Source organism: Streptomyces angustmyceticus (assembly GCF_019933235.1).
GTDB lineage: Bacteria > Actinomycetota > Actinomycetes > Streptomycetales > Streptomycetaceae > Streptomyces > Streptomyces angustmyceticus.
Genome location: NZ_CP082945.1, coordinates 1,890,275 through 1,912,361, shown reverse-complemented (window position 1 = coordinate 1,912,361; position 22,087 = coordinate 1,890,275). Strand labels below are relative to the sequence as shown.

Below are 22,087 nucleotides of genomic sequence, written 5' to 3'. Positions count from 1 at the left end.
CACCTGGATCGCGGCCTGCAGGAGCGGGCGGGAGGCCCAACCCAAAGTCCCAGAAGTCCCGCGAGTGCCGCCGCATCCCTTCGAGGCCCGCATGCACACAGGTCCGGTGGGTTGCGGCGGCCTTCCTCCGGAGGGGCGTCAGATATCCCGGAAGATCTCGATCTGTGCCCCGAGCGAGTTGAGGCGTTCTGCCAGGTCCTCGTAGCCGCGGTTGATGACGTAGACGTTGCGGAGGACGGAGGTGCCCTCGGCGGCCATCATGGCGAGGAGGACGACGACGGCGGGGCGGAGGGCCGGGGGGCACATCATTTCGGCGGAGCGCCAGCGGGTGGGGCCGTCGACCAGGACGCGGTGCGGGTCGAGGAGTTTGACCTGGGCGCCGAGGCGGTTGAGGTCCGTGAGGTAGATGGCGCGGTTGTCGTAGACCCAGTCGTGGATGAGGGTCTGGCCCTGGGCGCTGGCGGCGATGGCCGCGAAGAAGGGGACGTTGTCGATGTTGAGGCCCGGGAAGGGCATCGGGTGGATCTTGTCCAGGGGGGCCTGGAGCTTGGAGGGGCGGACCGTCAGGTCGATCAGCCGGGTGCGGCCGTTGTCGGCGGCGTACTCCGCGCTGCGCTCGTGGTCCAGGCCCATCTCGTCCAGGACGGCCAGTTCGATCTCCAGGAACTCGACCGGGACCCGGCGGATGGTCAGCTCCGACTCGGTGACAACGGCCGCCGCCAGCAGGCTCATTGCCTCGACGGGGTCCTCGGACGGTGCGAAGTCCACATCGCGTTCGATGTGTGCGGCGCCGTGGACGGTGAGGGTGGTGGTGCCGATGCCGTCGACGCGGACGCCCAGTTCCTCCAGGAAGAAGCAGAGGTCCTGGACCATGTAGTTGGAGGAGGCGTTGCGGATGACCGTGACGCCGTCGTGGCGGGCGGCGGCCAGCAGGGCGTTCTCGGTGACGGTGTCGCCGCGTTCGGTGAGCACGATCGCGCGCTTGGGGGCGACGCTGCGGTCCACCTCGGCGATGTAGGTGCCGTCGGTCGCGGTGATCTCCAGGCCGAAGTGGCGCAGTGCCGTCATGTGCGGCGTGACGGTGCGGGTGCCGAGGTCGCAACCGCCCGCGTACGGCAGCTTGAAGTGGTCCATGCGGTGCAGCAGCGGGCCGAGGAACATGATGACGCTGCGGGTGCGGCGGGCGGCCTCGGTGTCCATCGAGTCGAGGTCGAGTTCCGCGGGCGGGACGATCTCCAGGTCGTTCCCGTCGTTGATCCACCGGGTCCGCACGCCGATGCTGCCCAGCACTTCGAGGATGCGGTAGACCTCCTCGATGCGGGCCACCCGGCGCAGGGTGGTGCGGCCCGCGTTGAGCAGCGTGGCGCACAGCAGCGCGACGCAGGCGTTCTTGCTCGTCTTGACGTCGATGCTGCCGGACAGCCGGCGTCCGCCGACCACGCGCAGGTGCATCGGGCCGGCGTAGCCGAGCGAGACGATTTCGCTGTCGAGCGCTTCGCCGATACGAGCGATCATCTCAAGGCTGATGTTCTGATTCCCGCGTTCGATGCGGTTGACCGCGCTCTGGCTGGTGCCGAGAGCTTCGGCGAGCTGCGTCTGTGTCCAGCCACGGTGCTGTCGGGCGTCACGGATGAGCCTGCCGATGCGTACGAGGTAGTCGTCTGCCATGGGGTGACCGTATCTCAGATATGAGATGGCTACGCAACTGTCGATAGTCGAGTAGTTCTACTACTATGCAAACAATCGAGAGGTGGTCGACCAGCCGATGAAGAGTGCCCAGCGTTCCTCCCCGCCCTTAAATGCCCGTCCGTGGGCCCTGATTGCCGTCCTGCCGTTCGTCGCCGCCGCCGTGGCCGTCGCCGTCGTCTACTTCTCGATCTCCGCCCGATTGCCCGAACCGCTTGCCACCCATTTCGGTGAGGGCGCCGCGCGGGCCGACGGCTTTACCTCCGCCCGCGGCTTCCTGCTGCTCGTGTTCACGCTGCTGCTCGTGTTCGGTACCGTCGCCGGCCTCCTCGCGCGGCTGCCGGGGCCGTCGGCGGGGACGCCCTGGCTGATCGCCGGTGGCTACGCCCTCGCGGCCGCCATCGCGTTTCTCGCCTGCCGGACCCTGTTCGCCAACGCCGGCGCCACCGACGCCTCGGCGGTCCGGCTGCCGCTGTGGGAACTGGCCTTGACACTCGCCGTCGCCGTGCTCGCCGGGGCACTGGGCCGTCTGCTGGCGGGCCCCGCGCCCCGGCCGTCCGACCGGGCGGCGGGCGGGGCGCCCCGGCTCGACCTCCCGGCGGGTGTGTCGGCGGGCTGGTCGCGCACCATCGGCTCGCCACCGATCGTCGCGCTCGGCACCCTGCTGCTCGGCGCCGGGCTCTTCTTCCTCGCGTTCGCCGACTGGCAGGCGGGTATCAGCCTGCTCATCGGCGCGATCGCGGTCCTGCCCTGTGCCGCCGCGCGGGTCACCGTCGACCGCCGAGGTCTGACCGTCTCGTCGACCCTGCTGCCGCCCCTGCGCATCCGCCACCTCCCCCTCGACCGCGTCACGGAGGCCACCAGCCGCCCGATAGGCGCCTTCCAGGAGTTCGGCGGCTGGGGCTACCGCATCCGGTCCGGCCGCAGCGGCCTCGTCCTGCGCTCGGGCGAGGGCATCGTGGTAAGGCTGACCGACGGCAAGGAGTTCGTGGTGACGGTCGATGACGCCGCGACCGCCGCCGCTCTGCTCAATACGTACCTGGACCGCGCGCGTTCGCGGAAGGAAGGAGCCTGACGTGCTCTTCCGGGTGGACCCGGGATCGTCCGTCCCGCTCGGTGACCAGATCGCGGCCTCGGTCCGCGGCGCCATCGCCGACGGCACGGTCGACGCCGGGGAGCGGCTGCCGGCCGCCCGCGCGCTCGCCGCCTCGCTCGGCGTGAACGTCCATACGGTGCTGCGCGGCTATCAGCGCCTCAAGGAGGAGGGGCTGATCGAACTCCGGCGCGGCCGCGGCGCGGTGGTCACCGGCGCCGCGTCCCCGGCCCGCGCCCGCCTCGGCGAGACCGCCCAGCGTCTGATCGCCGAGGCCCGCCACCTGGGGCTCTCCGACGAGGAGATCGTGACGGTGGTGCGTACGGGGCTGGCGGGGAGGTAGGCGGAGCGCCCCTGCCGCGCCTCCCGGTGCCAGTGGCCCCCGCCTCCCGGCGTCGGTGGCCCCCGCCTCCCGGCGTCAGTCGTCGAGGAGCGTCAGGTCCAGCCGGCTCAGCCGTGCCGGGTCGGCGAGGATGTTGATCTCGATGATCCTGCCGTGCGCGACGGTGAAGCCCATGACGGAGAACGGCCGGCCGCCCCGCGCCGTGACGAGCCCCGGCGCGCCGTTGACCAGGGCCGGCCGGGCGAAGGCCGCGACGCGGGAGAAGGTGAGCGCCTGCTCGATGACCGCGCGCGCTCCCCGGACCAGCTTCGAGACGCCTTCGGGCGCGTCGCCCGCGTCGGCGCGCAGGACGACGTCCGGGTCGAGGACCGCGAGCAGCGCCTCGAAGTCGCCGCCGCGCGAGGCGGCGAGGAAGGCGTCGACCACTTCCCGCCGGCGGGCGCGATCGGCGTCGGCGGCCGGGGCGGTGCCCCGGACGCGGCGCCGGGCCCGGCTGGCGAGCTGCCGGGCGGCGGCCGGGGTGCGGCCGACGAGGGGCGCGATCTCGTCGAAGGGCACCGTGAACAGGTCGTGCAGGACGAAGGCCAGCCGCTCGACGGGCGTGAGGGTCTCCAGCACGACCAGCAGCGCGAGCCCGACCGAGTCGGCCAGCAGTGCCTCCTGCTCCGGTCCTGCGGCGTCCGCGGGGCTCACGACCGGCTCGGGGACGCGGACGCCGAGCGGGTCCTCGCGCCGCGCCGCGCGCGTCCGCAGCTGGTCCAGGCACACCCGCCCGACGACCGTGGTCAGCCAGCCGCCCAGGTTCTCCACGCCGTCCGCGCCGGACCGGCTCAGCCGCAGCCACGCCTCCTGGACGGCGTCGTCGGCTTCGCTCACCGAGCCGAGCATGCGGTAGGCCACGGCCCGCAGGTGGCCCCGGTGCTCCTCGAACCGCTCCGCCAGCCACTCGTGGTCGTCGTTCATGGCGCTCGTTCCTCCCCCGTCGGGTTCCGTCACCGGCATGACGGATGCCGGGGGACGGATGTGACACGAGCCGGGAGGCGAAGCGGGCGGGAGGTGACACGGGCGGGGTATCCGCACGGGCCGCGCCGGGCCGGAGGCGACACGAGCCGCAGGTGGCATGCGCCGGACGGGGCACGGCGAAGCCCGGCGGCGGCCTGCGCGGCCTGCCGTTTTGTCCCGTACGGGCGGGCGGATGCGTGAGCGGGGACACAGGCCGGGGCATGACCAGGCCGCGACGATGTACTAGAGTTATCTCGACATCGAGATATCTGCCGAGAGGCGTACCGCTGCCGCGCCAGTAAGGCGTGCCTAACTTAGGCATACCTTAGCGGACGGGGCAAGAAGCTGTGACGGCAGCATGGCGGTGGTACGCGCGAATTTCATGCATGAAGGAGACTGTCGTGTCGGCGAACAGCTTCGACGCCCGCAGCACGCTGCAGGTGGGCGACGAGTCGTACGAGATCTTCCGGCTGGACAAGGTCGAAGGCGCCGCGCGTCTTCCCTACAGCCTGAAGGTGCTGCTGGAGAACCTGCTCCGCACCGAGGACGGCGCGAACATCACCGCCGACCACATCCGGGCGCTCGGCGGCTGGGACTCCCAGGCCCAGCCCAGCCAGGAGATCCAGTTCACGCCGGCCCGCGTGATCATGCAGGACTTCACCGGCGTGCCCTGTGTCGTGGACCTCGCCACCATGCGTGAGGCCGTGAAGGAGCTGGGCGGCGACCCGGCGAAGATCAACCCGCTGGCGCCGGCCGAGCTGGTCATCGACCACTCCGTCATCGCCGACAAGTTCGGCACGAAGGACGCCTTCGGCCAGAACGTCGAGCTGGAGTACGGCCGCAACAAGGAGCGCTACCAGTTCCTGCGCTGGGGCCAGACCGCCTTCGACGAGTTCAAGGTCGTCCCGCCCGGCACCGGCATCGTCCACCAGGTGAACATCGAGCACCTGGCGCGCACGGTCATGGTCCGAGGCGGCCAGGCGTACCCCGACACCCTCGTCGGCACCGACTCGCACACCACCATGGTCAACGGCCTCGGTGTGCTGGGCTGGGGCGTCGGCGGCATCGAGGCCGAGGCCGCGATGCTCGGCCAGCCGGTCTCCATGCTCATCCCGCGCGTCGTCGGCTTCAAGCTGACCGGTGAGCTCAAGCCCGGCACCACCGCCACCGACCTGGTGCTGACCATCACCGAGATGCTGCGCAAGCACGGTGTCGTCGGCAAGTTCGTCGAGTTCTACGGCGAGGGCGTCGCCGCCACCTCGCTGGCCAACCGCGCCACCATCGGCAACATGTCGCCGGAGTTCGGCTCCACCGCCGCGATCTTCCCGATCGACGACGAGACCCTGAACTACCTGCGTCTGACCGGCCGCGACGCCCAGCAGGTCGCGCTCGTCGAGGCGTACGCCAAGGAGCAGGGCCTCTGGCTCGACCCGGCCGCCGAGCCCGACTTCTCCGAGAAGCTGGAGCTGGACCTCTCCACGGTCGTCCCGTCGATCGCCGGTCCGAAGCGCCCGCAGGACCGCATCGTCCTGGCCAACGCCGCCGAGCAGTTCGCGCTGGACGTGCGCAACTACGTCGAGGACGACGACGAGGCGGGCAAGGAGTCCTTCCCGGCCTCCGACGCCCCGGCCGCCACCAACGGCGTGCCGACCCGCCCGACCACGGTCACCGCCCCCGACGGCTCGACCTACGAGATCGACCACGGTGCGGTGACGGTCGCGGCCATCACCTCCTGCACCAACACCTCGAACCCGTACGTCATGGTCGCCGCCGCGCTGGTCGCGAAGAAGGCCGTGGAGAAGGGCCTGACCCGCAAGCCGTGGGTCAAGACCACCCTCGCCCCGGGCTCCAAGGTCGTCACCGACTACTTCGACAAGGCCGGGCTCACCCCGTACCTCGACAAGGTCGGCTTCAACCTCGTCGGCTACGGCTGCACCACCTGCATCGGCAACTCCGGCCCGCTGCCGGAGGAGGTCTCCAAGGCCGTCAACGACCACGACCTGGCCGTGACCTCGGTGCTCTCCGGCAACCGCAACTTCGAGGGCCGGATCAACCCCGACGTCAAGATGAACTACCTGGCGTCGCCGCCGCTGGTCGTCGCGTACGCCCTCGCGGGTTCCATGAAGGTGAACATCACCGAGGACGCGCTGGGCACCGACACCGAGGGCAACCCGGTCTTCCTGAAGGACATCTGGCCGACCGAGGCCGAGGTCAACGACGTCGTGGCGAACGCCATCGGCGAGGACATGTTCAACAAGTCCTACCAGGACGTCTTCGCGGGCGACGCCCAGTGGCAGGCGCTGTCGATCCCCACCGGCAACACCTTCGAGTGGGACCCGCAGTCCACCTACGTGCGCAAGCCCCCGTACTTCGAGGGCATGACGATGGAGACCACCCCGGTCTCGGACATCTCCGGCGCCCGGGTGCTGGCGAAGCTGGGCGACTCGGTCACCACCGACCACATCTCCCCGGCCGGTGCGATCAAGGCCGACACCCCGGCCGGCCAGTACCTCACCGAGCACGGCGTCGAGCGTCGTGACTTCAACTCCTACGGCTCGCGCCGTGGTAACCACGAGGTCATGATCCGCGGCACCTTCGCCAACATCCGCCTGCGCAACCAGATCGCGCCGGGCACCGAGGGCGGCTTCACCCGCGACTTCACCCAGGACGGCGCTCCGGTGTCGTTCATCTACGACGCCTCGCAGAACTACCAGGCCGCCGGCACCCCGCTGGTCATCCTGGCCGGCAAGGAGTACGGCTCCGGCTCGTCCCGTGACTGGGCCGCCAAGGGCACCGCGCTGCTCGGCGTCAAGGCCGTCGTCGCCGAGTCCTACGAGCGCATCCACCGCTCGAACCTCATCGGCATGGGCGTCCTGCCGCTGCAGTTCCCGGAGGGCGCGTCCGCCGAGTCCCTCGGCCTGACCGGCGAGGAGACCTTCTCGATCACCGGCGTGACCGAGCTGAACGACGGCACCACCCCGCGCACCGTCAAGGTCACCACGGACAGCGGCGTCGAGTTCGACGCGGTCGTCCGCATCGACACCCCCGGTGAGGCGGACTACTACCGCAACGGCGGCATCATGCAGTACGTGCTGCGCTCGCTGATCCGCAAGTAGGTCCACCCGCGGCACCAGGACGGGCCGTACTCCCTCGGGCGAGGGGGTACGGCCCGTCCGTGCGTCGGCGTCGGCCACCGGCCGGGACTACGGCGACCCGAGCAGCTCGATCTCGGCGAGGGTGCCCGCGCCGTCGGGGACCAGCCGGTAGTGCGCATAGCTCCCGGGCCGGCCGACGGCGAAGACGCGGGTCTGGCGGTCCCAGGTGAAGGACTCGCCCGCGCGGTGGTCCAGCCGCGTCCACCGCTCTCCGTCCGGGGAGCCCTCCAGGGTCCAGCCGCCGGGCGCGGCGGCGCGGTCCGACGAGGTGAGCGTGTACGACGTGACCCGGGCGGGCCGGGTGAGGTCCACCGGGGCGCCGGTCGGCCGGGCCGAGGTGGCGGAGGTGTTGTCGAAGAGGGGACCGCCGCCGGCGCCGGTCACGTCCCGGGGCGGGTCGGGAACCCTGTCGTCCTTGGTGATCGACGTCGGGGCGGCGTGCGCCGCGGTGCCCCAGTGGGACGGGCGGTCGCCCATGGTGAAGTCCAGGGTGCCGCCGCGGGCGAGGATCCGGTGCGGCAGGGCGGTGGAGTTCCAGGTTTTGCCGTTCACCCGGAGGCCCTGGACATAGACGTTGCGGGCGTTGTTGCGCGGGGCCCTGATGGTGAGGTCCCGGCCGTTCTCCAGATGGACGGTGGCCTTGGTGAACAGCGGGGAGCCCACCGCGTATTCGCCCTGGCCCATCACCAGCGGATAGAAGCCGAGCGAGCTGAAGACGTACCAGGCCGACATCTCGCCGTTGTCCTCGTCGCCCGGATATCCCTGGCCGATCTCGCTGCCGAGGTAGAGCCGGGCCATCGCCTCGCGGACCTTTTCCTGCGTTTTCCAGGGCTGCCCGGCCGCGTCGTACAGGTAGCCGATGTGGTGCGAGGGCTGATTGTTGTGCCCGTACATGCCCATACGGGTGTCGCGCGCCTCGGTCATCTCATGGATCACGTCGCCGTACGAGCCGGCGAATTCCTTCGACGCGGTCTCCGGGGTGGCGAAATAGGCGTCCAGCTTCTCGGCCAGGCCCGCGCGGCCGCCGTAGAGGTTGGCCAGGCCCCGGGTGTCCTGCGGCGCGGTGAAGGCGGCGGTCCAGGCGTTGGTCTCGGTGTAGTCGTTGCCCCAGACCCGCGGGTCGAACCGGTCCGGCGGCAACCGCCACTTTCCCTGGGCGTCCTTGCCCTGGAAGAAGCCCACCGTGGCGTCGAAGAGGTGGACGTAGCCGCGGGCGCGGTCCAGGAAATAGGCGGACTCCTCCTTGTAGCGGGGCTTTCTGGTCTTCTCGTAGAGCGCCCGGCCCATACGGGCGATGCCGAAGTCGTTGAGGTAGCCCTCCAGCGCCCAGGACATGCCCTCGCGGGTGTCGGTGCTCGTATAGCCGAGGAACGGCGCGGTGGTCATGCCCTTCCGGCCGACGCCGGGGTTCGGCGGGGCGACGGTGGCGTTCTTGACGGCCGCGGCATAGGCGGCCTCGGCGTCGAATTTCACCCCCTTGGCGTAGGCGTCGGCGAAGGCCACATCGGAACTGGTGCCGGTCATCAGGTCCGCGTAGCCGGGCGAGGACCAGCGGGAGATCCAGCCGCCGTCCTTGTACTGCTGGACGAAGCCGTCGACCATCTTCCCGGCCCGTTTCGGGGTGAGCAGGGAATACGCGGGCCAGGTGGTCCGGTAGGTGTCCCAGAAGCCGTTGTTGACGTAGACCTCACCGTCGACGATCTTCGAGCCGGTGCGGGTCGGGGTGTCCTGGCCGGTCTGCGGCGAGAAGGGGGAGGCGTAACGGCTGCGCGAACCGACCTTCTCGAAGCCGGAGTTGGGGTAGAGGTAGAGGCGGTAGAGGTTGGAGTAGAGGGTGGTGAGCTGGTCGCGGCTCGCGCCCTGGACCTCGATCCTGCCCAGGAGGCCGTCCCACTGCGCCTGCGCCCGGTCCCTGACGCCGGCGAAGGTCGCGTCGGCCGGGATCTCCCGGTCCAGATTCGCCCTGGCCTGGTCCACGCTGATCAGGGAGGTGGCGATCCGCATGGTCACGGTGCGGTCGGCCCCCGGCCGGAAGCGGAGATAGCCGGTGACGTCCTTGCCGGCTCCGCTCTCCAGCTTGCCGCCGCCGGTGACCGGGGCGTCGAAGACGCCGTAGACGAAGAGCCGGGTGGCGCCGACGGACAGGCCGCTTTTGACGTCCGAGAAGCCGGTGACGACGCCGTGCTCGGTGTCCAGGCTCAGCCCGCCCTTGTCGTTGACGTTGTCGAAGATCAGGCTCGCCCGGTCGCCGGGGAAGGTGAACCGCATCAGCGCGGCGTGGTCGGTCGGGGTGATCTCCGTCTTGAGGCCGTTGTCGAAGGTCACCCCGTAGTAGTGCGGCTTCGCGGTCTCGTTGGCGTGGTGGAACGGCAGCGCACGGCCGGTGCGGGAGGCGTCCGGGGTGCCGGCCGCGACGGACGGCATGACCTGGAAGGTCTGCCGGTCTCCCATCCACGGGCTCGGTTCGTGGCTGGCGCTGAACGCCTGGAGGGTGGGCAGGTTGTCGGCGTTGTTCTTGCGCGCGTACTCGTACAGCCAGTCGGCGGAGCCCGCGTTGGTGACCGGGGTCCAGAAGTTGAACCCGTTGGGGACCGCGGTGGCGGGGAAGGTGTTGCCGCGCGAGAAGCTCCCGCTGGAGAGCGTGCCGCGGGTGGTGGCGGCGTAGTCGGAGAGGTGGGCGAGCGGCTTCTCGGGCGCCTTCGGGCCGAGGACGATGTCGTCGACCCAGCCGCGGAAGGCGGGCGCGGTGCGCGGCGCCCGGGGCGCGTCGTAGGCGACCAGGACGCGGTCGACGGTCTTTCCGGCGGCGACCGCGCCGATCCGCGACTCCCGGTTGTTCCACTGATTGGCGTAGAGCGTCTTGGCGGCGCCCTGGCCCTGCGGCGTCAGCGGCGTGCCGTGCTGGTCGACGGCGGACAGCTCGCTGAGGTAGGTGCCGTCGGTGAAGGCCAGGTCCACGGCGGCGTGGGTCGCCGGATAGTCCGGATCGCTCTTCGCCATCTCGGGGAAGAGCTTGTACGAGAGCGAAGTGGCCGCCGTGACGGGGACGTTGACATCGAAGATCTTGTTGTACGAGTAGCCGCGGCCGGCGGCGGTGTGGGTGCCGGAGTAGCGCAGCGCGCGGGTGCCGCTGAAGCCGGCGTGCGCCTTGGCGGTGGGGGAGGCGTCGGGGCCGGTGTCGGTGGCGGTGTTCATTCCGGGGGCCGCGGGGGCGGTCTGCGGACTGACCCCGGAGGCCCGGGGTTTCCCGTCGGGGCCGGTGTCGACGCTGTCGGTCCAGTCCGGCTGCGGGTCGCCGGCCTCGAAGGACGAACGGAACTCCGCTGCCCCCTGGGGCGTTCCGGGCGGCGCGGCCTGGGCGGCGCCCGCCGGCCCCGGCACGGTGATGACGAGCAGAGCGGCCGCCGCGAGGGCGGCGGGGCGGGCGATCCCCCGCAGTGGACGGTGCCGGTGTCTGAGCCGCACGCGAGCCCTCTCAACGAGATTGACATCGTTGTCAGTTACATGACGCCGAGATAAACAGAGATAAGTAAGGTGCGTGGGGGCTTTGGTGTCAAGGGTGCGGCTGAGATCGGTGGGTGCCGTGTCGCGGTGGCGTCCAGGAGGGTGACGGCCGGGCAATCCCGTGCATACCGGCGAGGTCTCAACTCGGGAAAGACTCCCGGCCAACCCTGCATTCGATCTTGCCCCTGCGGCCGGAAGTGGACTATACCTGTCGGCGTCCGACCGGCCGTACGACCACGGCCGCGGATCCGGGGGGAAGGCGGGAACGGATGACTGCCCCGCATTTCTCTAGCGCGCCCGGTGCACATCCCGTACAACTCAGCTTCATCTGACCCGCGGTGCCGGGGTGGCTCCGGTACACCGCCTGAGTCCTGAAGAAGGCGAGGACTTGAGCATGGGATCCACCTCGGAATTCAACCGTCGCGATCTGGTCAAGCGGGCCGCGGCCCTGGGAATCGTCGCCGTACCGGCCATGAGTGTGCTGTCGGCGTGTGCCGGCGGCGGCAGCGGCGGCGACAACAAGGTCGAAAAAGGCAAGAAGTCGGCCAGGAATCCGCTCGCGGTCAATGAGTCGGCCGGCCTCGACGTGGTCATCTTCGACGGCGGATTCGGCGACAAGTACGCCAAGGACGCGCAGGGCGAATATCTCAAGTCCTTCCCGAAGGCCGACGGAAAGGTGAAGCTCTCGTCGACCCAGAAGATCCAGTCGACGCTGCAGCCGCGCTTCAACGGCGGTAACCCGCCCGACCTGGTCGACAACTCCGGTGCGGAGCAGATGGATTTCGGCACGCTGGTGGCCAAGGACCAGCTGACCGACCTCACCGCGCTCCTGGACGCCCCCTCCGTCGACGACCCGGGCAAGAAGGTGCGTGACACTCTGCGCCCCGGTGTCGTCGAAATGGGTCAGTTCGGCGGCAAGGAAACCTGGATCCTCTACTACGCCTACACCGTCTACGGCGTCTGGTACTCCAAGAGCAATCTGCGGAAGCTGGACGCGGAATACCCCGAGACCTGGGACGACATGCTGGCCCTCTGCGCCAAGGCGAAGAAGAAGGGCGTCGCCGGCTGGACGTACCCGGGAAAGTACCCGTACTACCTCCCCTTCAGCCTGTACCCGTTCATCGCCAAGATCGGTGGCGCGGAGGTCCTGCGGAAGATCGACAATCTGGAGCCGAACGCCTGGAAGGACCCGGCGGTCAAGGCGGCCTTCGACGCCTATTACGAGCTCTACAAGAAGGGCTATGTCCTCAAGGGCTCGCCCGGACTGGACCACCTGCAGTCGCAGAAGGCGTGGGCCGAGGGCAAGGCGCTGTTCATCCCCAACGGTTCCTGGGTGGAGAACGAGTCGGCCAAGCAGATCGCGAAGAACCCGCACTTCGACCTCGCGGTGGGCGCCCCGTCCAGCCTGTCGGACTCCGACAAGATGCCGTACGGCACCCTCTGGGCCTCCGGCGGCGAGCCGTACATCGTGCCGCGGAAGGCCAGGAACGCCGAGGGCGGGATGGAGCTGCTGCGCATCATGCTCAGCAGGAAGTCCTCGCAGAACTTCATCAAGCAGGTCTCCTCGCTCACCTCGCTCAACGGCGGCACCGAGGGGCTGACGCTCCCGCCCGGCCTGGCATCGGCGCAGGTCGCACTGCAGAAGGCCGGCCAGAACATCGTCAACCCGCGTCTGCAGGACTGGTATGTGGCGCTCCAGAAGGAGCGGATCGGCGTCGGCGCCCTGGGCGAGATGATGGCCGGCCGGATGACACCGGACGAAGCCATCAAGAAGATCCAGAAGTACGCGGACGACACCCGCGACGACTCCAGCGTCAAGAAGTACAAGCGCTGACCGACGAGTTCGCAGGGGAACCTCCCGGCACGGGCCGGGGCGCGTCACCGGCGGCGGCGGACGCGGGGAGAGAACGGGATCGGTAGTCATGAAACACGGTAAGTACCGTTTCATCGCGGGGTTCTTGGCCCTCCCGCTGGCGATTTACGCGATCTTCGTGATCTCGCCGTTCGTCCAGGCCATCTACTACTCCTTCACGGACTGGACCGGCCTGAGTCCGGACATGAAGATGGTCGGCTTCGACAACTACGCCCGCCTCTTCCGGGACGACGTCTTCTGGGCCGCCGTGGGCAACAGCGTGACGTTGTTGCTGCTGCTGCCGGTGGTGACGCTCTCGCTCGGGCTCTTCTTCGCCTTCATGCTCAACGTCGGTGGCCGCCGCAGGAGGAAGGCGGTCATCGGCGGGGTGCGCGGCTCGGGCGCCTACAAAATCCTCTATTTCTTCCCGCAGGTGCTGTCGGTCCCGATCGTCGCGCTGCTGTTCCAGTTCGCGTACAACCCGGAGAGCGGCGCGCTCAACGCCTTCTTCAAGGCGGTCGGGCTCGGCCGGGTGCAGCCGGACTGGCTGGGCGATCCGCAGATCGCGCTGTGGTGCGTCATGGCCGCGATGGTGTGGGCCAATGTGGGCTTCTACGTCGTGCTCTTCTCCGCCGGTATGAGCTCCATTCCGAAGGACTTCTACGAGGCCGCGCTGCTGGACGGCGCGAACCGCCTCAACACGTTCTTCCGTATCACCCTGCCGCTGCTGTGGGACACCGTCCAGACCGGCTGGATCTACATGGGCATCCTCGCCCTGGACGTGTCGGCGTTCGCCTTCGTCCAGATCATGAGCGTCGGCCCCGGCGGCCCCGACTATGCGACCGAGGTCCTTCCGCTGTACGTGTACCAGAAGACCTTCCGTGACGGTCAGGCCGGATACGCGACGGCCATCGGCGTTTCCCTGCTGATCGTGACCCTCGTCTTCTCGGCCGTCGTGCTGCGGCTGGGACGACGCGAGCGACTGGAGTTCTGATGAGTGCGCAGACGGATCCCGCGGACCTCCCGGGCGTGACGAAGCGGCAGGGACCGGGGTCGGGCACCCCGCGGCTTCCCGGGCCGCGCGGCGGACGGGACCGGAAGGTCGGCGCCCCGTCCGGCGGCGGGAGCGGTGAGGGCAGGGTCCTCAACGTCTTCTCGCACGGCGTGCTGGTGATCTGGGGCCTCCTGGTCACCATGCCGCTGCTGTGGGCGGTGGTGAGCTCCTTCAAGGACGACACCGAGATCTTCGGCTCGCCCTGGGGGCTGCCCTCGGTCCTGCACTTCGACAACTGGTCACGCGCCTGGGACAAGGCGAACATGGGCCAGTACTTCTTCAACTCGCTGATCGTCGTGGGTGGTTCGCTGATCGGCACGATGCTGCTGGGCGCGATGGCGGCGTATGTGCTGGCCCGCTTCGACTTCCCGGGCAACCGCTTCGTGTACTTCCTGTTCGTGGGCGGGATGGGCTTCCCGGTCATCCTGGCGCTGGTCCCGCTGTTCTTCGTCATGAAGAACATGGCGCTGCTGGACACCTACCACGGCCTGATCCTGGTCTACATCGCCTACTCCCTGCCGTTCACGGTCTTCTTCCTCAGCGGGTTCTTCCGCACGCTGCCCACCTCGGTGGCCGAGGCCGCGCTCATCGACGGCGCCTCGCACACCCGCACCTTCTTCCAGGTGATGCTGCCGATGGCCAAGCCCGGCCTGATCAGCGTCGGCATCTTCAACTTCCTCGGGCAGTGGAACCAGTACCTGCTGCCGACGGTGCTCAACGTCGGGGACCCGGACAAGAAGATGCTGACCCAGGGGCTGGTGGCGCTGGCGGTGAGCCAGGGCTACAAGGGGGACTGGTCCGGCCTGTTCGCGGGCCTGACGATCGCGATGCTGCCGGTGCTCGCCGCGTACATCGTCTTCCAGCGGCAGGTGGTGGCCGGGCTGACCGCGGGCGCACTCAAATAGGGGAGCGCGGCGGCGAGTGCCGGCGGGGGAGCGGGCCCGGTGCGTGTCCCCCTCCCGGCGGCGGTGCGGAGGCAGGGGCGTGTGCCGGCTGTGCGTACCGCCGCGTCTCGCCCCGGGGAGCCTTCGGGTGCCTCCGCTGCCGCGGGGCCGCCGTGCCGGCCGCCCCGGCGGGCCGATTGCCGATCATGTGTGGGCTCAACGCCTTGACGGGACTTCCCGGCTGGAGTTCTGCTTAGAGTTCACATGTTGAATCGAGGGCCGTTCCACAACGGTGTGGGCGCGGCCGGCGGGCGGTCGTCGTGCCTCCCCAGTCACCACTGGGAGGCACCCCCGGCCCCAGACGGGAGTGGATGAGTCGATGGAGACTCCGGGGTCGCAGTCCTCGCTGCACCGGGCCAATCTGGAGCGGGTCGTACGCGCGGTGCGTATGGCGGGCTCACTCACGCAGGCGGAGATCGCCCGGAGCACGGGGCTGTCCGCGGCCACCGTCTCCAACATCGTTCGCGAGTTGAAGGACGGCGGGACCGTCGAGGTGACCCCGACCTCGGCGGGCGGGCGCCGGGCGCGCAGCGTCTCCCTGTCCGGTGACGCGGGCATCGTCGTGGGGGTCGATTTCGGGCATTCCCATCTGCGGGTGGCGGTCGGCAACCTCGCCCACCAGGTGCTCGCCGAACAGGCCGAGCCGATCGACGTGGACGCCTCCGCGGCCGAGGGCTTCGACCGGGCCGAAGAGCTGGTCAACCGGCTGATCACGGCCAGCGGGCTGGACGTCGGCAAGGTCATCGGCGTCGGCCTGGGCGTACCGGGCCCGATCGACGTCGAGTCCGGGACGCTGGGCTCGACGGCCATCCTGCCGGGCTGGTCGGGGACCAACCCGCGCCAGGAGCTGTCCGGGCGCCTCGGCGTGCCCGTCCACGTCGACAACGACGCCAACCTCGGCGCACTGGGCGAGCTGGTCTGGGGCGGCGGCCGGGGCGCCGCCGACCTGGCGTACATCAAGGTCGCCAGCGGTGTCGGGGCCGGCCTGGTGATCAGCGGGCAGATCTACCGGGGGCCGGGCGGCACGGCCGGGGAGATCGGGCACATCACCCTGGACGAGTCCGGCCCGGTGTGCCGCTGCGGCAACCGCGGCTGCCTGGAGACCTTCACCGCGGCCCGCTACGTCCTGCCCCTGCTGCAGCCGAGCCACGGCCCGGACCTGACCATGGCGCGGGTGGTGCAGCTGGCCCGTGAGGGCGACCCGGGCTGCCGGCGGGTCATCGCGGACGTGGGCCGCCATATCGGCAGTGGTGTGGCGAATCTGTGCAATCTGCTCAATCCGAGCCGGGTGGTGCTCGGCGGCGATCTCGCCGAGGCCGGTGAGCTGGTCCTGGCGCCGATCCGCGAATCGGTGTCGCGGTACGCGATCCCCAGCGCGGCACGGCAGTTGGGTGTGGTCCCCGGCACGCTCGGCGGCCGGGCCGAGGTGCTGGGTGCGCTGGCGCTGGTGCTGAGCGAGATGGGCGATTCGACCCTGCTCGACGGCGCGCAGTCCCCGGGCGCTCCGGCCCTGGCATGAGATCACTGAGTTCATACAGCTAACGCATGGCACCGTTGTCATCTCGTTAAGGATTTACTCCTTGACGGTCGGCTGGGGGCCGAGTTGACTTCCAGCCACCTCGGCCGCAACGACGCGGCCTCGTCAGGGAGGCAACCCCATGAACGTTTGGACGCGTCGCGTCGTCATAGGCACCGCCGCCGTCTCGATGGCGCTCTCCGTGGCCGCCTGCGGCAAGGCCGGTGACAACGCCAAGGGCGGCGGCGACAACAAGACCATCGGCCTGCTCCTGCCGGAGAACAAGACCACGCGCTACGAGACCTTCGACCGCCCGATGATGGAGGCGAAGATCAGCGCGCTGTGCCCCGACTGCAAGGTCAAGTACAACAACGCGGCACAGGAGACCGAGACCCAGAAGAAGCAGTTCGACGCGCTGATCACCCAGGGCGTGAAGGTGATCATTCTGGACGCGGTGGACTTCAAGGCGACCAAGTCCTGGGTGAACCAGGCCGCCGCCAAGGGTGTCAAGGTCATCGCCTACGACCGGCTGGCCGAGGGCAAGCTCTCCGCCTACGTGTCCTACGACAACGAGAAGATCGGCCGTATGCAGGGCCAGGCGCTGGTCAAGGCGCTCGGCGACAAGGCCAAGGACAGCCAGGTCGTCATGATCAACGGTTCGCCGACCGACCCGAACATGCCGTTCTTCAAGAAGGGCGCCCACAGCGTCCTCGACAAGCAGGTCAAGAAGGTCGCGTACGAGCAGGACATCCCGGACTGGTCGACCGACGAGGCCAACAAGAAGATGAACGCGGCCCTCGACTCGCTCGGCAAGGACGGCATCCAGGGCGTCTACTCCGGCAACGACGGCATGGCCGGCGGCATCATCACCGCGCTCAAGCAGAAGGGCGTCAAGGTCCCGGTCGGCGGCCAGGACGCCGAGCTCGCGGGCCTGCAGCGGATCCTCAAGGGCGACCAGGCCTTCACGATCTACAAGCAGATCAAGCCGCAGGCCGACTCCACCGCCGAGATCGCGGTCAAGCTGCTCAAGGGCGAGAAGATCGGTTCCCTGACGGACACCAAGGTCGACAGCCTCAGCGGTGAGGTCAAGGGCATCCCGGCCAAGCTCTACGACGCGCAGATCGTGACCAAGGACAACATCGCCTCCACGATCATCAAGGACAAGGTCTACAAGGCGAGCCAGATCTGCACCGGCGACGTCAAGAAGGCCTGCGCGGCGGCCGGCATCAAGTAGGCCCCGGCCACCTCCCCCACGCCGCCGGCCCCCGGGCCCGTCGGCCACGCCTCCCGGCCACGGCCCGCCCGGCCCGCCGGCACACCACTCCACCCCGGCCCCGGCCCTCCGGCCTCTCCCGGGCCCCCGCCAGGCGGGGCCGCGCGGCACACCGCCCGCGGCCCCTGCCCCGGCCGTACCCGCCCGGCCTCGTCCCGTCCCGGGCGCCGCGCCGGACCGTTCCCCGCAAGCCCCCCGCTCCACGCACCACCATCCCCGCCGTTGTGACGGCGGCGAAGGAGATGATTCACGTGTCCGCTACGCCTGTGCTGGCGTTGCGCGGAGTCTCCAAGCGGTTCGGCGCCGTCCAAGCACTCACGGACGTCACCCTGGAGATCCACCCCGGTGAGGTGGTCGCCCTCGTCGGCGACAACGGCGCCGGCAAGTCCACCCTCGTCAAGACCATCTCGGGCGTCCACCCGGTCGACGACGGCGCCATCGAATGGGAGGGCGCGGCGGTCCGCATCACCAAGCCGCACGACGCCCAGGAACTCGGCGTCGCCACCGTCTACCAGGACCTCGCGCTCTGCGACAACCTCGACGTCGTCGCCAACCTCTACCTCGGCAACGAGATCCGCACCGCGGGCGTCCTCGACGAGATCGCGATGGAGAAGCGCGCCAAGGAGCTGCTGGACACCCTGTCCATCCGCATCCCCAGCGTCCGCATCCCCGTGGCCGCGCTCTCCGGCGGCCAGCGGCAGGTCGTCGCCATCGCCCGCGCGCTGATCGGCGACCCCAAGGTCGTCATTCTCGACGAGCCCACCGCGGCCCTCGGCGTCGAGCAGACCGCCCAGGTCCTCGACCTCGTCGAGCGGCTGCGCGAGCGGCAGCTCGGCGTCATCCTCATCAGCCACAACATGGCCGATGTCCAGGCCGTCGCGGACCGGGTCGCGGTGCTGCGGCTGGGCCGCAACAACGGTGTCTTCGATGTCGAGGGCACCTCCCACGAAGAGATCATCGCCGCCATCACCGGCGCCTCGGACAACGCCGTGACCCGCCGCAAGGCGCGTACGGACCAGGTGAAGAAGGAGGCCGGCGCATGAGTGACCTCACCAAGCGGCCTGCCGCGGACGAGGGCGAGGCGGCCGCGCCGGCCCCCGCCGCCGACACCCCCCAGCCGGCCGCCGTCGACCCCCGCCTGCTCGTGCGCGAACAGGGCTTCACCGGCTATCTCAACGACTTCAAGCGCCGGGTGCGCGGCGGTGAGCTGGGCTCGCTGCCGGTCGTCATCGGCCTGATCGTCATCGCGGTCGTCTTCCAGCTCAAGAACAGCAGCTTCCTGTCCGCCGACAGCCTCGCGAACATCGGTGTCTACACCTCCGGTCTCGGCATCATGGCCGTCGGCATCGTCTTCGTGCTGCTGCTCGGCGAGATCGACCTGTCCGTCGGCTCGGTGGCGGGCGTCGGTGCGGCGGTGTGGGCCGTGCTCAGCGTCACCCACGGCGTCAACGACTGGGTCGCCGTGCTGGTCGCCCTCGTGGCCGGTGTGGCCATCGGGGCCCTGCACGGGTTCTTTTTCGCCAAGATCGGAGTGCCGGCCTTCGTCGTCACACTGGCCGGATTTCTCGGGTGGAGCGGCCTGCAGATCTGGATGATGGGCCAGGAAGGCTCCATCAACACGCCGAGCGGCAGCGTGGTGGAGGCCCTCACCGGCTACTACTTCGAGGACAAGGCAGCGGCCTACGGTCTCGCGCTGATCGCGGTCCTCGCCTACGCCGGATCGCTGCTGCTCGACAGCAGGCGCCGCAAGGCCGCCGCCCTGCCCTCCCGGCCGCTCAGCGAGATCCTGCTGCGCACCGGCGTGGTCGCGGTGCTGGCCTTCGCCGTCGCCTACGTCCTGAACGAGCCCGCCGGTGCCCGCGGTCTGCCGCTGGCCCTGGTGCTGTTCCTCGCGGTCCTGGTCGTCGCCGACTTCGTGGTGCGCCGCACCCCCTACGGGCGGCAGATCTTCGCGGTCGGCGGCAACGCCGAGGCGGCGCGCCGGGCCGGCATCAACGTGAACCGGATCCGGATCAGCGTCTTCGCCATCTCGGGCATGCTCGCGGCCTTCGGCGGACTGTTCATCGCCAGCCTCTCCGGTGGTGCCACCAAGAACCTCGGCTCCGGCAACACCCTGATGAACGTCATCGCGGCGGCCGTCATCGGCGGCACCAGCCTCTTCGGCGGCCGCGGCAAGATCTGGTCCGCGCTGCTGGGCATGCTGGTCATCCAGTCGATCCAGCAGGGGCTGAACCTGCTCGGCATGGCGAGCGAGATCCAGTACATGATCACCGGCGCGGTGCTGCTCGCCGCCGTGGTGATCGACTCGGTCTCCCGCCGGACGCAGAAGACGGCCGGACGCACCTGATCGCGCCCCCGTTCCGACCCTGCCGGCCCCCACCGGGCATCATCCGGTGGGGGCCGGTGCGCGTGCGGCGGCGCCCCGCGGGCGGCGCGCCGGATCCTGCTTCACCCGAGTGACATACATCGCAAGGCCCGGGCGTCGGCGCGGCGGGCGCGACATTAGACTCATCTGATCGGCAAGCTCGATCCACGGCAGCAAGCAGCAAGGAGGCAGGGGTGCAGGAGGTGCCGCGCAAAGCGCGTCCGGCCGGGGTGTCGGCGGGCGACGGGAGAGCGTTGCTTTCCCGGATCAAGGGACCGCGCGATCTGGACCGACTGGGCCCGGAGCAGCTCGAGCAGCTGGCAAAGGAGATCCGTACCTTCCTCGTCGACGAGGTGTCCAAGACCGGCGGACACCTCGGGCCGAACCTCGGCGTGGTCGAACTGACCATCGCCCTGCACCGTGTCTTCGACTCGCCGAAGGACAAGGTGCTGTTCGACACCGGGCACCAGTCCTACGTCCACAAGCTGCTCACCGGCCGTCAGGACTTCTCCAAGCTCAAGGCGAAGGGCGGCCTGTCCGGCTACCCCTCGCGTGCCGAGTCCGAGCACGACGTCATCGAGAACAGCCACGCCTCCACGGTCCTGGGCTGGGCCGAGGGCATCGCCAAGGCCAACGAGGTGCTCGGGTCGGACGACCGGGTCGCCGCGGTCATCGGTGACGGCGCGCTGACCGGCGGCATGGCCTGGGAGGCGCTCAACAACATCGCCGCCGCCAAGGACCGCCCGCTCGTCATCGTCGTCAACGACAACGAGCGCTCCTACGCCCCGACCATCGGCGGCCTCGCCAACCACCTGGCGACGCTGCGCACCACGGACGGCTACGAGCGGTTCCTGGCCCGCGGCAAGGACCTGCTGGAGCGCACGCCCGTCGTCGGCAAGCCGCTCTACGAGACCCTGCACGGCGCCAAGAAGGGCCTGAAGGACTTCATCGCCCCGCAGGGCATGTTCGAGGACCTGGGCCTGAAGTACGTCGGCCCGATCGACGGCCACGACATCGAGGCGCTGGAGTCCGCCCTGACGCGCGCCAAGCGCTTCGGCGGCCCGGTCATCGTCCACTGCCTGACCGAGAAGGGCCGCGGCTACCAGCCCGCCCTCCAGGACGAGGCGGACCGCTTCCACGCCGTCGGCAAGATCCACCCCGACACGGGCCTGCCGATCTCCTCGGGCGGCAAGGACTGGACCTCCGTCTTCGGCGACGAGATGGTCGAGCTCGGCAAGGAGCGCAAGGACATCGTCGCCATCACGGCGGCCATGCTGCAGCCCGTCGGCCTGGACAAGTTCGCCAAGGCGTTCCCCGACCGGGTCTACGACGTCGGCATCGCCGAGCAGCACGGCGCGGTCTCCGCGGCCGGCATGGCCACCGGCGGCCTGCACCCGGTCTTCGCCGTCTACGCCACCTTCCTCAACCGCGCCTTCGACCAGGTGCTGATGGACGTGGCGCTGCACAAGTGCGGTGTCACCTTCGTACTGGACCGGGCCGGTGTCACCGGCACCGACGGCGCCTCCCACAACGGCATGTGGGACATGTCGATCCTCCAGGTCGTGCCCGGCCTGCGGATCGCCGCGCCGCGCGACGCCGACCAGGTGCGCGCCCAGCTGCGCGAGGCCGTCGAGGTCGACGACGCGCCCACCGTCGTGCGGTACTCCAAGGGCGCGGTCGGCCCGGCCGTCGAGGCCCTTGACCGGGTGGGCGGCATGGACGTGCTGCGCAGGCCCGACGAGGCCGTCAAGCACCCCGACGTCCTGCTGGTCTCCGTGGGCGCGCTCGCCCCGATGTGCCTGGAGATCGCCGACCTCCTGGACAAGCAGGGCATCTCCACCACCGTCGTCGACCCGCGCTGGGTCAAGCCGGTCGACGCGGCGCTGCCGGGCCTCGCCGCCAAGCACCGGGTCGTGGTCACCGTCGAGGACAACGTCCGCTCCGGCGGCGTCGGTTCGGCCGTGGCGCAGGCCCTGCGGGACGCCGGCGTGGACCTGCCGCTGCGCGACTTCGGCATCCCCGAGCGGTTCCTCGACCACGCCTCCCGCAAGGAGGTCCTGGCGGAGATCGGGCTCACCGCGCCGGACATCGCCCGTCAGGTGACCGGCCTGGTGTCCAAGATCGACGGCCTGCCGCAGTCCCGGCTCCGCTCCGAGCCCGCCGGCACCGAGGACGTGGCCGAGCGGGCGGAGGCCGCCCGCGACTGACTCCGCGAAAGCCCGCACGATGGGCCGGCCGGTCATCCGTACGGATGTTCCGCCCGGCCCATCGGCATGTCCACGGCCGCACTCCATCGGGTG

Annotated in this window: 14 protein-coding genes; 11 read left to right on the top strand and 3 right to left on the bottom strand. The window is 69.9% G+C overall.

The genetic code is table 11. The features are described from left to right. Positions 1-138 precede the first annotated feature (138 nt). Positions 139-1,668 carry a helix-turn-helix domain-containing protein gene (locus tag K7396_RS08830; RefSeq protein WP_086719671.1) on the bottom strand — a complete coding sequence of 510 codons (1,530 nt, stop codon included), beginning with the start codon at positions 1,666-1,668 and terminating at the stop codon, positions 139-141. Positions 1,669-1,750: 82 nt separating this feature from the next. Here K7396_RS08830 and K7396_RS08825 point away from each other — a divergent pair, with 82 nt between their 5' ends. Both K7396_RS08825 and K7396_RS08820 read left to right on the top strand, forming a co-directional pair. Beyond that, positions 1,751-2,761 carry a DUF1648 domain-containing protein gene (locus tag K7396_RS08825; protein WP_223659791.1) on the top strand — a complete coding sequence of 337 codons (1,011 nt, stop codon included), beginning with the start codon at positions 1,751-1,753 and terminating at the stop codon, positions 2,759-2,761. 1 nt (position 2,762) lies between these two features. Next, positions 2,763-3,122, top strand: coding sequence for a GntR family transcriptional regulator (locus K7396_RS08820; RefSeq protein WP_086719670.1), 360 nt, complete (start codon positions 2,763-2,765; stop codon positions 3,120-3,122). A gap of 75 nt (positions 3,123-3,197) precedes the next feature. Here K7396_RS08820 and sigJ read toward each other — a convergent pair whose 3' ends face one another. Next, on the bottom strand, positions 3,198-4,085 hold the full coding sequence (gene sigJ / locus K7396_RS08815) for an RNA polymerase sigma factor SigJ (RefSeq protein ID WP_086720919.1): 888 nt from the start codon (positions 4,083-4,085) through the stop codon (positions 3,198-3,200). 440 nt (positions 4,086-4,525) lie between these two features. Between sigJ and acnA the strand changes: the two genes are divergently transcribed. Further along, complete coding sequence (gene acnA, locus K7396_RS08810) at positions 4,526-7,240, top strand: aconitate hydratase AcnA (protein ID WP_086720918.1); 2,715 nt, start codon at positions 4,526-4,528, stop codon at positions 7,238-7,240. Between the two features lie 87 nt (positions 7,241-7,327). Here acnA and K7396_RS08805 read toward each other — a convergent pair whose 3' ends face one another. Further along, positions 7,328-10,744: a GH92 family glycosyl hydrolase gene (locus K7396_RS08805; protein ID WP_086720917.1), complete on the bottom strand. Its 3,417-nt coding sequence runs from the start codon at positions 10,742-10,744 to the stop codon at positions 7,328-7,330. 433 nt (positions 10,745-11,177) lie between these two features. On the opposite strand from K7396_RS08805, the gene ngcE reads away from it, so the two are divergent. The 8 genes from ngcE (at position 11,178) to dxs (ending at position 21,994) form a co-directional block, all read left to right on the top strand. Then, positions 11,178-12,617, top strand: a complete 1,440-nt coding sequence (gene ngcE, locus K7396_RS08800; RefSeq protein WP_086720916.1) for an N-acetylglucosamine/diacetylchitobiose ABC transporter substrate-binding protein — start codon at positions 11,178-11,180, stop codon at positions 12,615-12,617. Positions 12,618-12,705: 88 nt separating this feature from the next. Next, entirely contained in the window at positions 12,706-13,629 is a 924-nt protein-coding gene (locus K7396_RS08795; RefSeq protein WP_086720915.1) for a carbohydrate ABC transporter permease, read from the top strand. Further along, the gene (locus tag K7396_RS08790) at positions 13,629-14,594 is read left to right on the top strand and encodes a carbohydrate ABC transporter permease (RefSeq protein ID WP_086720914.1); all 966 of its coding nucleotides are present in this window, start codon (positions 13,629-13,631) and stop codon (positions 14,592-14,594) included. Before K7396_RS08795 ends, K7396_RS08790 begins: the two co-directional genes overlap by 1 nt. Before the next feature lie 358 nt (positions 14,595-14,952). Next, positions 14,953-16,152 carry an ROK family transcriptional regulator gene (locus tag K7396_RS08785; protein WP_086720913.1) on the top strand — a complete coding sequence of 400 codons (1,200 nt, stop codon included), beginning with the start codon at positions 14,953-14,955 and terminating at the stop codon, positions 16,150-16,152. A 139-nt stretch (positions 16,153-16,291) separates the two neighbouring features. Then, positions 16,292-17,383 (top strand): sugar ABC transporter substrate-binding protein, encoded by a 1,092-nt coding sequence (locus tag K7396_RS08780; protein WP_223659789.1) that lies wholly within the window; start codon positions 16,292-16,294, stop codon positions 17,381-17,383. A gap of 281 nt (positions 17,384-17,664) precedes the next feature. Then, the gene (locus tag K7396_RS08775) at positions 17,665-18,465 is read left to right on the top strand and encodes an ATP-binding cassette domain-containing protein (RefSeq protein ID WP_086721190.1); all 801 of its coding nucleotides are present in this window, start codon (positions 17,665-17,667) and stop codon (positions 18,463-18,465) included. Beyond that, positions 18,462-19,769 (top strand): sugar ABC transporter permease, encoded by a 1,308-nt coding sequence (locus tag K7396_RS08770; protein ID WP_086721191.1) that lies wholly within the window; start codon positions 18,462-18,464, stop codon positions 19,767-19,769. The genes K7396_RS08775 and K7396_RS08770 overlap by 4 nt, the downstream gene beginning before the upstream one ends. A 212-nt stretch (positions 19,770-19,981) precedes the next feature. Then, the gene (dxs, locus tag K7396_RS08765; protein WP_174886833.1) at positions 19,982-21,994 is read left to right on the top strand and encodes a 1-deoxy-D-xylulose-5-phosphate synthase; all 2,013 of its coding nucleotides are present in this window, start codon (positions 19,982-19,984) and stop codon (positions 21,992-21,994) included. Positions 21,995-22,087 lie beyond the last annotated feature (93 nt).

Excerpts from the sequence above, each read along its gene's own strand:
- K7396_RS08775 (WP_086721190.1), top strand. The coding sequence starts at position 17,665 with ATGATTCACGTGTCCGCTACGCCTGTGCTGGCGTTGCGCGGAGTCTCC.
- K7396_RS08830 (WP_086719671.1), bottom strand. The coding sequence starts at position 1,668 with ATGGCAGACGACTACCTCGTACGCATCGGCAGGCTCATCCGTGACGCC.
- ngcE (WP_086720916.1), top strand. The coding sequence starts at position 11,178 with ATGGGATCCACCTCGGAATTCAACCGTCGCGATCTGGTCAAGCGGGCC.
- K7396_RS08780 (WP_223659789.1), top strand. The coding sequence starts at position 16,292 with ATGAACGTTTGGACGCGTCGCGTCGTCATAGGCACCGCCGCCGTCTCG.
- sigJ (WP_086720919.1), bottom strand. The coding sequence starts at position 4,085 with ATGAACGACGACCACGAGTGGCTGGCGGAGCGGTTCGAGGAGCACCGG.
- K7396_RS08770 (WP_086721191.1), top strand. The coding sequence starts at position 18,462 with ATGAGTGACCTCACCAAGCGGCCTGCCGCGGACGAGGGCGAGGCGGCC.
- K7396_RS08790 (WP_086720914.1), top strand. The coding sequence starts at position 13,629 with ATGAGTGCGCAGACGGATCCCGCGGACCTCCCGGGCGTGACGAAGCGG.
- K7396_RS08785 (WP_086720913.1), top strand. The coding sequence starts at position 14,953 with ATGGAGACTCCGGGGTCGCAGTCCTCGCTGCACCGGGCCAATCTGGAG.
- K7396_RS08795 (WP_086720915.1), top strand. The coding sequence starts at position 12,706 with ATGAAACACGGTAAGTACCGTTTCATCGCGGGGTTCTTGGCCCTCCCG.